General features: G+C 58.7%; 14 protein-coding genes. 5 read left to right on the forward strand and 9 right to left on the reverse strand.

All coding sequences use genetic code 11. From position 1 onward, the window contains the following. Nucleotides 1-108: 108 nt before the first annotated feature. Entirely contained in the window at nucleotides 109-966 is an 858-nt protein-coding gene (locus IM313_RS07295; RefSeq protein ID WP_041911048.1) for a hypothetical protein, read from the reverse strand. Nucleotides 967-1,212: 246 nt separating this feature from the next. Here IM313_RS07295 and fetA point away from each other — a divergent pair, with 246 nt between their 5' ends. Both fetA and fetB read left to right on the forward strand, forming a co-directional pair. Next, nucleotides 1,213-1,884 carry an iron ABC transporter ATP-binding protein FetA gene (fetA, locus tag IM313_RS07300; protein ID WP_028012209.1) on the forward strand — a complete coding sequence of 224 codons (672 nt, stop codon included), beginning with the start codon at nucleotides 1,213-1,215 and terminating at the stop codon, nucleotides 1,882-1,884. Then, nucleotides 1,877-2,659: an iron export ABC transporter permease subunit FetB gene (gene fetB, locus IM313_RS07305; RefSeq protein ID WP_045260704.1), complete on the forward strand. Its 783-nt coding sequence runs from the start codon at nucleotides 1,877-1,879 to the stop codon at nucleotides 2,657-2,659. The genes fetA and fetB overlap by 8 nt, the downstream gene beginning before the upstream one ends. A gap of 50 nt (nucleotides 2,660-2,709) precedes the next feature. Here the strand turns inward: fetB and IM313_RS07310 are convergent, their stop codons facing one another. From IM313_RS07310 to tesA, 3 genes are read right to left on the reverse strand one after another with little or no spacing between them, the layout of a single operon-like run. Next, on the reverse strand, nucleotides 2,710-3,564 hold the full coding sequence (locus tag IM313_RS07310) for a co-chaperone YbbN (protein WP_049137546.1): 855 nt from the start codon (nucleotides 3,562-3,564) through the stop codon (nucleotides 2,710-2,712). Nucleotides 3,565-3,622: 58 nt separating this feature from the next. Then, nucleotides 3,623-4,432 (reverse strand): SDR family oxidoreductase, encoded by an 810-nt coding sequence (locus IM313_RS07315; RefSeq protein WP_102863616.1) that lies wholly within the window; start codon nucleotides 4,430-4,432, stop codon nucleotides 3,623-3,625. Then, complete coding sequence (tesA, locus tag IM313_RS07320; RefSeq protein WP_192971462.1) at nucleotides 4,422-5,045, reverse strand: multifunctional acyl-CoA thioesterase I/protease I/lysophospholipase L1; 624 nt, start codon at nucleotides 5,043-5,045, stop codon at nucleotides 4,422-4,424. Before tesA ends, IM313_RS07315 begins: the two co-directional genes overlap by 11 nt. Between tesA and ybbA the strand changes: the two genes are divergently transcribed. The 3 genes from ybbA (at nucleotide 5,016) to IM313_RS07335 (ending at nucleotide 9,441) form a co-directional block, all read left to right on the forward strand. Next, complete coding sequence (ybbA, locus tag IM313_RS07325; RefSeq protein ID WP_041912055.1) at nucleotides 5,016-5,702, forward strand: putative ABC transporter ATP-binding protein YbbA; 687 nt, start codon at nucleotides 5,016-5,018, stop codon at nucleotides 5,700-5,702. The two genes, tesA and ybbA, sit on opposite strands and share 30 nt — an antisense overlap. Then, the gene (gene ybbP, locus IM313_RS07330) at nucleotides 5,699-8,113 is read left to right on the forward strand and encodes a putative ABC transporter permease subunit YbbP (RefSeq protein WP_192971461.1); all 2,415 of its coding nucleotides are present in this window, start codon (nucleotides 5,699-5,701) and stop codon (nucleotides 8,111-8,113) included. The genes ybbA and ybbP overlap by 4 nt, the downstream gene beginning before the upstream one ends. A 182-nt stretch (nucleotides 8,114-8,295) precedes the next feature. Further along, entirely contained in the window at nucleotides 8,296-9,441 is a 1,146-nt protein-coding gene (locus tag IM313_RS07335) for a porin (RefSeq protein WP_192971460.1), read from the forward strand. Between the two features lie 122 nt (nucleotides 9,442-9,563). Here the strand turns inward: IM313_RS07335 and mnmH are convergent, their stop codons facing one another. From mnmH to ppiB, 5 genes are all read right to left on the reverse strand, one after another. After that, nucleotides 9,564-10,634, reverse strand: coding sequence for a tRNA 2-selenouridine(34) synthase MnmH (gene mnmH, locus IM313_RS07340; RefSeq protein WP_059357447.1), 1,071 nt, complete (start codon nucleotides 10,632-10,634; stop codon nucleotides 9,564-9,566). A gap of 84 nt (nucleotides 10,635-10,718) precedes the next feature. Continuing rightward, on the reverse strand, nucleotides 10,719-11,786 hold the full coding sequence (gene purK, locus IM313_RS07345; protein ID WP_192971459.1) for a 5-(carboxyamino)imidazole ribonucleotide synthase: 1,068 nt from the start codon (nucleotides 11,784-11,786) through the stop codon (nucleotides 10,719-10,721). After that, on the reverse strand, nucleotides 11,783-12,292 hold the full coding sequence (gene purE, locus IM313_RS07350; RefSeq protein ID WP_006809824.1) for a 5-(carboxyamino)imidazole ribonucleotide mutase: 510 nt from the start codon (nucleotides 12,290-12,292) through the stop codon (nucleotides 11,783-11,785). Before purE ends, purK begins: the two co-directional genes overlap by 4 nt. A 119-nt stretch (nucleotides 12,293-12,411) precedes the next feature. Beyond that, nucleotides 12,412-13,134 (reverse strand): UDP-2,3-diacylglucosamine diphosphatase, encoded by a 723-nt coding sequence (gene lpxH, locus IM313_RS07355; protein WP_041911038.1) that lies wholly within the window; start codon nucleotides 13,132-13,134, stop codon nucleotides 12,412-12,414. A gap of 3 nt (nucleotides 13,135-13,137) precedes the next feature. After that, on the reverse strand, nucleotides 13,138-13,632 hold the full coding sequence (gene ppiB, locus IM313_RS07360; RefSeq protein WP_000256009.1) for a peptidylprolyl isomerase B: 495 nt from the start codon (nucleotides 13,630-13,632) through the stop codon (nucleotides 13,138-13,140). Nucleotides 13,633-13,781 lie beyond the last annotated feature (149 nt).

Here is a 13,781-nt window from a genome sequence, read left to right on the forward strand (position 1 = left end):
AAACCTCCTGTTTTGCATGCTTTGATGAGAAAAAGCGCGTGTTTGCTATTCGTAAGTATATCGGCTAATGGGCTAAAATTCGCCCCGTCCGACGGGCGGGGCAGAGCGTTAGTGGTAGCTGTAGGTAAAGTCAGCGATCAGCGCATCGTCACCCGCATCGGCGATGGCTTTCGACAGGCCGTGATAGAAGGTCTCCAGCCCAATCTCTTCGACCTGGCGCAGCTGCTCGCGGATCGGCGCGCAGAACAGTTCCGCATTGCCCGCGCCCACGCGCTTGTTGTTCGGCGGAAGCTGACCGGTGATCCCTTTGAACCAGGTGCGAACCGCGCCCTTCAGAGAGGTGGGCGCGTCGTTGACGGCGTCGTGTCCCGTCAGAATTTGCAGCGTCGGGAACTGGTCTGCACAGACTGCCGTTTTCATACGCGCATAAAACTGGCTGAAGAGTTCGAAAGACTGCAGATCGGTGACTTTGGGTTTGGTCGTTTTGCCCTGAACGTTGCCTGTCTTTTTCGCCGCGGGCTGCGCGGGCGCCAGCTTATTGAGCTGCAGATCGAACAGCAGGTTCGCGTGTTCGCGTCGTTTGCTTACGTCCGGGAAGCGCTCAATAAACGCGCGGATAAATTCCGGCGTCATCAGGTCCGCAAAATCATGGTTGACCAGCCACTGGCCGCGGGCAAACTCACCGGGAGACTGGAACCAGGCCGGAACCTTGCCCGGCTCGAACTCTTTGACATTCCCTCTGCCGTCGATTTCAACGAAGCGAGTGCCGTTATCAAACGCAAAGCGGCAATTCTTCAGCTGAATGACCGGCTTCATCTTCAGCAGGCCCTTAACGAACCGGACAAGCTCTCCCCCGAACACATAAGCCGTAACGGATTCTGAAGCAATGGCAGCAAGAAGCTGATCGATGGTTTTCACGCCGGGTTCAAGTTCAGAAAACTCATAAAAAGTGTGAATATTAGACATTCTTGTACTTCCTTATTGTGTTGCGGGCAGAGCTTAACACCACTTTAACGAATGTTCTAAACCAGGGATACGGAAGTGTCGCTAAGGTCACGGCGTAAACTGTAAAGCGAAAGTGTAAAGCATGTCTAATGAATGCACGGTAAACACAATCGGAAGTCTTGGTGGCGAAAGGGGGCGCTAAAACGCGTTGTGACGAACGTGCGGCACGGATTATGCTAATTACGCTCAGGAGTTACTGGAAAAAATATGAACAACGAAAATGCAGTTTTGCAGATAAAGGACGTCGGCTTTCGTGTCGCAAATAACACGATCCTTCAGCATGTCGGGTTTAACCTTTCTCCCGGTGAGTTCAAGCTGATAACGGGGCCGTCAGGCTGCGGTAAAAGCACCTTACTGAAGATCGTGGCCTCTCTGCTGAGCCCAACGGAGGGAACCATTCTGTTTGAAGGGCAGGATATTGCGTCACTTTCCCCGGAAAGCTATCGCCAGCAGGTCTCTTATTGCGTCCAAACGCCCGTGCTTTTTGGCGACACGGTTTTTGATAACCTGATTTTTCCGTGGCAAATCCGCAATAAAACGCCGGAGCCGGAAAAATTCATCGACGATCTGGCCCGTTTTGGCCTGGCGAAGGAGACGCTGACCAAATCCATCAGTGAGCTCTCGGGCGGCGAAAAGCAGCGCGTCTCGCTGATCCGTAATCTGCAGTTCTTACCGAAGGTATTGCTGCTGGATGAGATCACCAGCGCGCTCGATGATGCCAACAAACGCAACGTCAACGAGATTATTCATCGTTACGCCCGCGAGCAGAATATTGCCGTGCTGTGGGTGACGCACGACTCAAACGAAATTACCCATGCGGATGACGTGATTACGCTCCAGCCGCACGGCGGGAAAATGCAGGAGGCCAACCGTGGGTGAGCATAACATTACCAATGAATCTCTGGCGTTTTCGATGGTGCTGGTGCTGATTGCTATCGTCGTCAGCTACCGGGAAAAGCTGGGCCTGGAAAAAGATATTGTCTGGAGTATCTGCCGCGCGGTGGTTCAGCTCATCATCGTCGGCTATGTGCTGAAGTATATTTTCAACGTCAACCACGCGGTGCTGACGCTGCTGATGGTGCTCTTCATCTGCTTTAACGCGGCGTGGAACGCGCAGAAACGCAGTAAATATATTGATAAGGCGTTTATCTCGTCATTTATCGCGATTACCACCGGGACGGCGCTCACCCTGGCGGTGCTGGTGCTCTCTGGCTCGATTGAGTTTACGCCGATGCAGGTGATCCCTATCTCCGGGATGATTGCGGGAAACGCCATGGTGGCCGTTGGCCTGTGCTACAACAACCTCGGCCAGCGTTTCAGCAGTGAACAGCAGCAGCTGCAGGAGAAGTTAAGCCTGGGGGCGACGCCAAAAGTGGCTTCAGCGCGGCTGATTCGCGAGAGCATTCGCTCATCGCTGATCCCGACAGTGGATTCTGCCAAAACGGTGGGGCTGGTGAGCCTGCCGGGCATGATGTCGGGGCTGATCTTTGCCGGTATCGATCCGGTAAAAGCGATTAAGTATCAGATCATGGTGACGTTTATGCTGCTTTCCACGGCGAGCCTGTCCACCATCATTGCCTGCTACCTGACCTATCGGAAGTTCTACAACCCGCGCCACCAGCTGGTGGTGACGCAGTTGAAAAAGACGGGGTAATATCGGTTTTTGTAGGCCCGGTAAGCGTTAGCGCCACCGGGCATTTTTTGTTAGTAGAGCAGCGCGTACAACTGACGACGATACTTCGACGCCAGCGCGTCTCCGGTGCCCAGCGCGGCCAGGATCTCCTGGAACATCTTGCGCGCCTGACCGTCTGCGGCAGCCAGATCTTTCTGCAGGTGGCTGAACAGCAGCTCCAGCGCCTCTTCGTTACGTCCCACCTGATGCAGCTGGAGCGCCAGCTGGCTTGCCAGCGCGGCATCCGCCGGGTTGTCGGCCACCTGCTGCTGCAGCTGCTGAATTTCCGGGGTGTCCGCCGCCTGCTTCAGCAGCTCAATCTGCGCCACCAGCCCCTGATAGCGGGTATCCTGATCCTGCATTGGTACCGTCTTGAGCACGGCTTCCGCGTCTTCTGAACGGTGCAGGGCGATCTGCGTTTCCGCCAGCAGCAGGCCGATCTGGCTGTCCTGGTTCGACAGCTGCCACGCCTCTTTCAGCAGCGGCAGCGCCTCGTCGTATTTGCCTTCCTGCATCAGCGCCATCGCTTCCTGCGCTTTCAGCTCTTCTTCGCGCGGCAGCACTTTATCCAGCAGGGCGCGAATCGCCTCTTCCGGCTGGGGGCCCTGGAAGCCATCGACAGGCTGCCCGTTCTGGAACAGATAAACGGTTGGAATGGCGCGCAGACCAAACTGCGACGCCACCATCGGTTCGGCGTCACAATCCAGTTTCGCCAGAATGAACTGACCGTTGTACTGCGCGGCAAGGCTTTCCAGCACCGGCGTCAGCTGCAGACAGTGCTGGCTGCGCTCAGACCAGAAGTAGAACAGCACCGGTTTAGCCATCGACTGTTCGAGGACCTGTTGCAGGTTTGCTTCTGTAATATTGACGATATTCTGTACGGACATGCGGCTTTCTCTTTTGTCGGTTTACTCTTTACATGGGGATGAGCGTCGTCGCTTCAACTCAGCCGTGCAAAATTTTGTCCATTATCCTGCCCGGCAGCAGGCGCTTTAACCAGCCGACGGCATGGGTGACCAGCGTCACCGGATAGCGCATTTTGGGATGCTCGCTCTCAAAAGCATGGCGCACTTTGGCAACCACCGCCTCTGGCCCGAGGGTAAAACGTGCGGCGATGCCGGGGTTTTCGACCGGCTTGTCCGCCTGGGTCTGGTTCACGTTTTCGGTAAAGCGGGTGCGGATCGGGCCGGGTTCAATCAGGCTGACCTTGATGCCGCTGTGGCGCAGCTCCATGCGCAGGGCGTCGGACCAGGCTTCCAGCGCATATTTGCTGGCGGCGTAGGCGCCGCGGCCCGGGGTGGAAATCAGCCCCATCACTGACGATGTCATCACGATGCGCCCTTCGCCGTGCGGCAGCATGGCCGGGAGCAGACGCATGGTGAGCTGATGGACGCCAAAGAAATTGGTTGAAAACTGCTTCTCCAGCGTTTCGCGCGAGAGCGTATCCAGCGGGCCATACACGCCGTAACCGGCATTATTAAAGAGACCGTACAGACGGCCTTCGGTCAGGGCTATCACCTCGTCGGCGGCGCGTTCAACGCTCTCCGGCGAGTCCATATCCAGCTGTATGCCGGTAAAGCCCAGCCCGTTCATGCGCTCGACATCGTCAGGCTTGCGGCACGCTGCCAGCACCCTGAATCCCTGGCGCTTTAGTTCAAGCGCGCTCTCAAGGCCGATTCCGCTGGAACATCCTGTAATTAAGACCGATTTTTGCATAACTTTACCTGTCAGGAACTCCGCTGAATTACGAGTCATGTTTAACTAAAGGAGCCAGCCGCGTTGCCATCCAGTCGGCAATAAACGGCTGCGCATCGCGATTGGGGTGGATACCGTCGTCCTGCATCCACTGGGGTTTGAGATAGACCTCTTCCATGAAAAATGGCAGGAGCGGAATATCAAACTCTTTGGCAAGCTTAGGGTAGATCGCGCTAAAGGCCTCATTATACCGACGACCGTAGTTGGCGGGCAGGCGAATTTGCATCAGCAGCGGCTGGGCGTTTGCCGCCTTGATGTCCCGTAAAATGGTGCGCAGCGTTTGCTCGGTTTGCTGAGGCTGGAAGCCACGCAGGCCGTCATTACCGCCAAGCTCAACCAGCACCCAGCGCGGCTGATGCTGCTTGAGCAGCGCAGGCAGGCGCGACAGACCCTGCTGCGAGGTATCGCCGCTGATGCTGCCGTTGATAACGGTCGTCTTGCTTTGCCATTTGTCATTGAGCAGAGCCGGCCAGGCCGCGCTGGCCGCCATGCGGTAGCCCGCGCTCAGGCTGTCGCCAAGAATCAGTAACGTGTCCGTTGCCGCCGCGCGGAAGGTCATCAGCATCAAAAACAGGAAGGGCAAATGCCAGCGGAAAACAGTGTTGAAGTTCATCGTCTTAAGAAGTCCGTCGGTCAGGGGGAGCAGGAGCTTTCAATCCTTACCGGAGTTGAACTCGTTGTCAAACGCGCCGAAACCATCGCGCTGATTGGCGAATCCGGTTCCGGCAAGTCTACGCTGCTGGCGATTCTGGCCGGTCTGGACGACGGCAGCAGCGGCGAAGTCCACCTGGTCGGGCAACCGCTGCACCAGCTTGATGAAGAGGCGCGAGCCGCGCTGCGCGCGCGGCATATCGGTTTTGTCTTTCAGTCTTTTATGCTGATCCCGACCCTGAACGCGCTGGAAAACGTCGAGCTCCCGGCGCTGCTGCGCGGCGAAAAGAGCCGCGAAAGCCGCACGCATGCGAAGGCGCTGCTGGAACAGCTCGGCCTGGGCAAGCGCCTCGACCACCTTCCGGCACAGCTTTCCGGCGGCGAGCAGCAGCGCGTGGCGCTGGCGCGGGCGTTTAACGGCCGCCCGGAAGTGCTGTTTGCCGATGAACCCACCGGCAACCTTGACCGTAAAACCGGCGACAAAATTGCTGATCTGCTGTTTTCGCTTAACCGCGAACATGGCACCACGCTGATCCTCGTGACCCACGATCCGCAGCTGGCCGCCCGCTGCGACCGCCGCCTGCGGCTGGTGAACGGTATTCTTCAGGAGGAAGCATGATCGCCCGCTGGTTCTGGCGCGAATGGCGCTCGCCCTCGCTGCTGATTGTCTGGCTGGCGTTAAGTCTGGCGGTGGCCTGCGTGCTGGCGCTCGGCAGCGTCAGCGACCGTATGGAAAAAGGGCTCAGCCAGCAGAGCCGCGAATTTATGGCCGGGGACCGGGCGCTGCAAAGCTCGCGTCCTGTGCCGCCTGGCTGGATTGAGGAAGCGCGCAAGGAAGGGCTAAAGGTGGGGGAGCAGCTCACCTTCCAGACCATGACCTTCGCGGGGGACACCCCGCAGCTCGCCAGCGTCAAGGCCGTGGACGACATCTACCCGATGTACGGGGAATTACAAACCAGCCCGCCGGGGCTAAAGCCGACGCCCGGCACGGTATTGCTGGCCTCGCGTCTGATGGCGCTTCTTAACCTGAAGCCCGGCGACAGTATTGACGTTGGTGATGCCACGCTGAAAATCGCCGGGGAAGTGGTGCAGGAGCCCGACTCCGGCTTTAACCCGTTCCAGCTCGCGCCGCGCCTGCTGATGAACACCGCCGATGTCTCGAAAACCAACGCCGTCCAGCCGGGAAGTCGCGTCACCTGGCGCTACAAGTTTGGCGGCACGCCCGCGCAGCTGGAGGCGTATGAAAAATGGCTTCTGCCGCAGCTCAAGCCGGAACACCGCTGGTACGGGCTGGAGCAGGACGAAGGGGCGCTCGGCAAATCCCTCGAACGTTCCCAACAGTTCCTGCTACTGTCGGCGCTGTTAACCCTGCTGCTGGCGGTGGCGGCGGTTGCCGTGGCGATGGGGCACTACTGCCGCAGCCGCTACGACCTGGTGGCGATCCTTAAAACCCTCGGCGCGGGGCGGGCGCAGCTGCGCAAGCTGATCGTCGGCCAGTGGCTGATGCTGCTGGCCCTCTCTGCGCTCACCGGCGGAATAATAGGCCTGCTGTTTGAAAAACTGCTGATGGTGATGCTGAAACCGGTGCTGCCGGCCGCTTTGCCCCCGGCAAGCCTCTGGCCGTGGCTGTGGGCGATGGGCGCGATGACGGTGATCTCGGTGCTGGTGGGGCTGCGCCCGTACCGCCTGCTGCTCGCGACGCAGCCGCTGCGGGTGCTGCGCAATGATGTGGTAGCGAACGTCTGGCCGCTGAAGTTCTATCTTCCGGCGATTATTGCTGTTGCGGTCGGGCTGCTGGCCTGGCTGATGGGCGGCAGCACCCTGCTGTGGGCCGTGCTGGCCGGCGCGGTGGTACTGGCGCTGCTGTGCGGCGTGCTGGGCTGGATACTGCTCAACGTCCTGAAAAGGCTGACGGTAAAATCCCTGCCGGTGCGGCTGGCGGTCAACCGCCTGCTGCATCAGCCCTGGTCAACGCTCAGCCAGCTGTCGGCCTTTTCGCTGTCGTTTATGCTGCTGGCGCTGCTTCTCGTGCTTCGCGGAGATCTGCTGGATCGCTGGCAGCAGCAGCTTCCGCCGGAAAGCCCGAACTATTTCCTGATCAACATCGCACCGGAACAGGTGACGCCGCTGAAGGGCTTCCTGTCGGAGCATCACATTATCCCCGAGTCGTTCTATCCCATCGTCCGTGCGCGTCTGACGCAGATCAACGGCCAGTCAACCGAGGGGAACAAGGACGAGTCGCTTAACCGCGAACTCAACCTGACCTGGCAGGAGAAACGTCCCGACCATAACCCGATTACCGCCGGTACCTGGCCGCCGAAAGCGGGAGAGGTGTCGATGGAAGAGGGGCTGGCGACGCGCCTGAACGTGAAGCTCGGGGACAGCGTGACCTTCACCGGTGATACCCAGGATTTTACCGCCAAAGTCACCAGCCTCCGTAAAGTGGACTGGGAAAGCCTGCGGCCAAACTTCTTCTTCATCTTCCCGCCGGGCGCGCTGGACGGGCAGCCGCAGAGCTGGCTGACCAGCTTCCGCTGGGAAAACGGCAACGGCATGCTGACGCAGCTTAACCGGGAGTTCCCGACGGTGAGCCTGCTGGATATTGGCGCGATCCTCAAACAGGTCGGGCAGGTGCTGGAGCAGGTGAGCCGCGCGCTGGAGGTGATGGTGGTGCTGGTGACAATCTGCGGCATATTGCTGCTGCTGGCGCAGGTGCAGGTGGGCATGCGCCAGCGTCATCAGGAACTGATAGTCTACCGCACGCTCGGTGCGGGTAAGCGGCTGCTGCGGGCGACGCTCTGGAGCGAGTTTGCGCTGCTTGGGCTGGTGGCGGGTCTGGTCGCGGCGATTGGCGCGGAGACGGCGCTGGCGGTGCTGCAGACAAAGGTCTTCGACTTCCCGTGGGAGCCTGACTGGCGTCTCTGGCTAGTACTCCCTCTCTGCGGCGCGGTGCTGCTCTCCCTCTGCGGGGGCTGGCTCGGGGCGCGATTGTTAAAGGGCAAGGCCCTGTTCCGGCAGTTTGTGAATTGATTTGGCATGGTAATAATTACGCACCGGTTTTTATGCCGGTGCGTAATGCTTAAATAGCACAAAGTGATAATGCCAACGCATTTAGTAGCACAAAACATTAAAAACCCGCCCACACAGCCCGAAAATTTCCGGTTAATATTCACCAGCTAAATATTTAGCAGCGTGTCTATTAAGGAAAAATAATGACTATAAAAAAATCAGCGCTGGCGGCAACGATCGGCGCGGCAGTGGCATTGACTACTTTTGCATCTCAGGCAGAAATCACCGTACTTAAGCAGGATCCTCAGGCGGGTAACCCGCTGAGCCGCCTGAACTTCACCGTTGGCGGCAGCATTCGTCCTCAGTTCCAGAACATGACCGGCGATGACGGCAAAAACGGCTACAAGCGTAACGGCTTTGACGGCGGTACCCGCTTCCGTTTCGCGGCAGACTACTACCTGTTCGATGACATCAGCTGGATCAGCTACTACGAGCTGGGGGTGAACGTTCCGGCGCAGTTTAACTGGGATAACCACTACGCCGACGGCGCGCACGACACCTCACGCCGTATGCTCTACACCGGCCTGAAGAGCGATACCTGGGGTACGCTGACCTTCGGCCAGCAGAACAGCGTGTACTATGATGTGGTGGGCGCGAAAACCGATATCTGGGACTACGACATGATCGGCCAGGCGCCGGGTAACGGGATCAACGGCGACTACGACGGCTCTTACCGTTCACGCCAGATGCTGAAATATAAGAAAACCGTGGGCGATGCGGACATCTATGCATCCTACCTGTTTGAAGACAGCGAATACCTGCCGGGCAACGGCCTGCGCTACAAGCGTAAAGGCGGCGGCTCACTGGGTATCGATTACCACCTGACCACCGATCTGACCTGGGGCGCTGCGTGGAACTACACACGCGCCGACATGCGTAACCCGGACAACGGCGACAGCAAATCCTACGACCAGAATATTGTTGGTACCGCGCTGAGCTGGACGCCGGACAACTGGACCTTCTCCGCTGGCGGCGGCTGGTACCAGAACTTCCTGACCACCAAAAAAGTGTCTGTTAACGACTACTTTGCGGGCGACGCGTGGGGTATTGAATACTTCGCAGGGTACAAATTCCCAATCGGTCAGTACGCGGTGAAATCCATCCAGCCTTACTTCATGGGTGACCGCATCGAGTACGTGAACGGCCGTAACTACCAGCGCATCGACAACGGCGTGGGTATCAGCTTCCAGCTGGATTACGGTTTCCGCGTGGATTACGAACACGTGTTCACCTCCAGCACCGACAACCTGGGCGACATGAACCTGGTGCGTCTGCGTTACGACTTCTAAGGTGTCATGTAGGGTGCGGCCTGATGCCCTCACCCTGACCCTCTCCCACGGGGAGAGGGAAAAAACATTATAAACGGCAACCCAGGTTGCCGTTTTGCTTTTACCTCGCCACCCGGCTTTTTTTAGCGATTAAGCCACTCGGCAATTTCTGCGAACGTCCCGCGATAGACAATCTTCTCCGCTTTCTTCTCCAGCTGATAGCCGTACATCGGGTCGTAATAGTCCTTCAGCAGCGGTACAAGCCAGCTGAAGTGCGCGTCGGTGCTGCCCGTTCGCTGTTGTTCGGCAAGAGCCGCGTCCAGCAGCGCCGTAAATTCCGCAAAACGCTGTAGCCCAAGCCGACGGCGAATGGCAAACAGGCCGTGGTGCAGGTACTCGCTGTACTCCTTCCAGCCCGCCTCCTCACCGTACGCGGCAGAAAAATCCGCCCACATGTGGTCAAAATACTCTTCGCGCAGGCGCTCAAGTCGGGTTTCAAACGGGTCTTCGACGACAACGATAGGGGCGTCAACCATGCGGTCGCGCAGGCACTCCGGCAGGTGGTTGGAGCCAATCATCCGGCCCTCGTCCTCCAGCACCCAGCGCGCGGCGTCTTTTTTCAATAGCTCAACCGCAAGGTGGTTCTCGAAGCTCGCCTGGGAAAGCTGCGGCGTAAGCGTGCGGCCAAACGACGAGCCGCGATGGTGCGCCAGCCCTTCCAGATCGATGCCCTGTGCGTGCTGCTTCACCAGCAGCGTTTTACCGTTGCCGGTACAGCCGCCAATAAGCACCATCGGCTTTTGCGACTGCTCAATGGTGACCTGAATCGCCGTCTGGCGCAGGGCCTTATAGCCGCCGCGGATCAGCGGGTAGTCGATGCCAGCCTCTTTCAGCCAGGCCTGAGAGATATGCGAGCGCTGACCGCCGCGCGCGCAGCAGAGATAGCCCTCGGGGTGCGCAAGGCTGGCTTCGCGCCAGGCGTTAATGCGCGCCGCCCGCGTCTCGCCGCTCACCAGGCTATGGCCGAGCGCCAGCGCGGCGTCGGGTCCCTGGCGCTTGTAGCAGGTACCGACGGCGGCACGCTCGTCGTCGTTCATTAAGGGCAGGTTGAGTGCGGCGGGCATCGCACCCTGGGCAAATTCGATCGGCGCGCGAACGTCGATTAAAGGGGTATCAGACGCGAGGATCGCGCGATAGTCCGTTCCATCGTTCATGGTGATTCCAGAAGAAAACTCAGCAGCAATGGGCGGGGATTGTACGCCGGGGAAGGGGAAGGTCAACTCCCCGGCGCAGATGTCTTACTTGAGCTTTGACTGTGCCCAGACAATTCCGCTCGCGTATTCTGGCGGCAGGAGAGGAACGATCGCCTCCAGGGTGGCGCTCAGGCGGTCGGTATCGCTGTCGTTCAGGTTGAGATGACCCACTTTACGACCCGCGCGAACCTCTTTGTCATACCAGTGCAGATGCACCAGCGGCAGCTTCAGCCAGTCGTAGTTCAGTTCGGTCCCGATCAGGTTGATCATCACCGACGGGCTGTTAACGACGGGCTGTGGCAGCGGCAGGTCGGTGATGGCACGCAGGTGCAGTTCGAACTGGCTGATAGAGGCGCCGTTTTGCGTCCAGTGGCCGCTGTTGTGCACGCGCGGCGCCAGCTCGTTGATCAGCAGGCCCGACGGCGTGACGAAGCACTCCATCGCCATCACGCCCACGTAGCCCAGCTCGTGCATGATGGCAGAAAGCATCTCTTCCGCCTGCGCCTGCTGGTCGGCATTGGCCTGCGGGAAGGCGACGCTGGTGCGCAGAATGCCGTCCTGATGCAGGTTATGCGTCAGCGGGTAAAACACCGTGCGGCCATCGTGCCCGCGTGCGCCAACCAGCGACACTTCGCCGCTGAAGTTGATGCCCTGCTCAACGATGCACTCGCCGTAGCAGTCGTCCGGCAGCTCGGCGGTGTCGCCTGCGCGCAGGCGCCACTGGCCGCGACCGTCGTAGCCACCCACGCGGCGCTTCACAATCGCCAGCTCGCCCAGCATGGCGAAGACGTCATTCCACTCGCTTTTATCAGACAACAGCTGCCACGGGGCGGTTGCGAGGCCCAGCTTGTCGAACAGCTGCTTCTGCGTCAGACGGTCGGCAATGATCGGGAACACGTCGCGGTTCACAAAGGCGTTATGGCGCGCCAGCTCGCGGGTCAGGGCGGTTTCCGGCCAGCGTTCAATTTCGGCGGTGATTACGCTCTGATGGAACGGCACCGCTTCCGGCTCGGCGTCCAGCCCGACGGGCCAGACGGCAATCCCCAACGGTTCGCCGGCCTGATGCAGCATGCGGCCCAGCTGGCCGTTGCCGAGGACGCAAACCTGCTTCATGCCGCACCCCGCGGGTCCGGGTTATCCAGCACCTCGTCGGTCTGGGCTTTACGCCACTCCGCCAGGCGCTGGTGTAAATCTTTGTCGTGCGTTGCAAGAATTTGCGCGGCCAGCAGGGCGGCGTTCGCCGCGCCCGCTTTGCCAATTGCCAGCGTACCGACAGGAATACCGCGCGGCATCTGGACGATGGAGTAGAGGCTATCGACACCGCTTAACGCGGCGCTTTGAACAGGGACGCCCAGAACCGGCACCAGCGTTTTGGCGGCAATCATGCCCGGCAGATGTGCTGCGCCGCCCGCACCGGCAATAATCACCTCATACCCGTTCTCTTCGGCGCTTTCGGCGAAGCTGAACAGTTTGTCCGGCGTACGGTGTGCGGAAACCACTTCAACGTGGTGCGGAACATTCAGGATTTCAAAGATTTCGGCGGCGAACTGCATGGTAGCCCAGTCGCTTTTGGACCCCATCACGATGGCGACACGCGCCGGATTATTGCGGGAAGACATGCGTCTTAAAACTCCTGTGGTGCGAAACACACTGCTTTCGAGGGCACAGAGAATAGCATGTTATACGGGCAAGGAAAACGGTTGCGTGGCTGAGAAACAAGCGAAACGACGAGAAAACGTTAAAACGGAAAAGCGATCAGTTCGACACCGTCGGGAGTGACTTTGACCATCGAACCCTCAGTATGCCATGCGCCCAATACCACGCGATGGGCCGGTTCACCGTTGGCGCTCAGAGAATGCACGTCAGGGCGATGGGTATGACCGTGGATCAGCCACTGAACGCCATGCTTTTCCATCACGCTCACCACAGCTTGCGGGTTGACGTCCATGATGGTCAGGGATTTGCTGCTGTTGGCGGCTTTGCTGCCCGCACGCATTCTGGCGGCGATGCGGTTGCGGATAAACAGCGGCAGGGCAAGGAACACCTTCTGGATCCACGGGGTGTGGACCTTGGCGCGAAACGCCAGGTAGCCGGTATCGTCGGTGCAGAGCGTGTCGCCGTGCATGATCAGCACCTTGCGGCCATAGAGATCGAGCACCTGCTCTTCCGGCAGCAGCGTCATACCGCTTTCGCGGGCATAGCGCTTACCGAGCAGGAAATCACGGTTGCCGTGAATGAAGTAGCAGGGGACGCCGGAATCTACCAGCGTTTTAATGGCGGCAGCCATTTCACGATGCAGCGGGTTAGGATCGTCGTCGCCAATCCAGGCTTCAAACAGATCGCCCAGGATGTACAGCGCGTCGGCGCTTTTCGCTTCACCGCGTAAAAAACGCAGAAAACCGGCGGTTATCGCCGGTTCTTCTGTTTGCAGATGCAGATCCGCAATAAAGAGTGTCGCCACGAATTACTCGCTGACGGTCACGCTTGTAATTACAACGTCTTCTTTAGGAACGTCCTGGTGCATGCCGCTGCGGCCGGTAGAAACGGCTTTGATCTTGTCGACCACGTCCATACCTTCAACCACTTCTGCGAACACGCAGTAGCCCCAGCCCTGCAGGCTTTCGCCGGAGAAGTTCAGGAAGTCGTTGTCCGCTACGTTGATGAAGAACTGCGCGGTGGCAGAGTGAGGCGCCTGAGTACGGGCCATTGCCAGCGTACCGCGGGTATTTTTCAGGCCGTTGTTCGCTTCGTTTTTGATCGCCTCTTTGGTCTCTTTCTGGCGCATGCCAGGCTCGAAACCGCCGCCCTGGATCATAAAGCCGTTGATCACACGGTGGAAAATAGTGTTGTTGTAGAAACCTTCGCGGCAGTAGTCCAGGAAGTTTTTAACTGTTTCAGGCGCTTTGTCATCAAAGGTCTTGATTACGATATCGCCATGATTAGTGTGGAAAGTAACCATTTTTGCATCCTGTTCCGTTATTGTGGTACGTCGACCCGCCTTCGGGTCATATATAGGGGCTTGTTATAGCATAACCACAGGACGCGATCACCTTGCATTGTGTGCTGATCCTATTCCGAATTATGGGTATTATATGGAACAAACAACTC

The organism is Enterobacter cloacae complex sp. P2B, from assembly GCF_014895985.1.
Lineage (GTDB): Bacteria > Pseudomonadota > Gammaproteobacteria > Enterobacterales > Enterobacteriaceae > Enterobacter > Enterobacter bugandensis.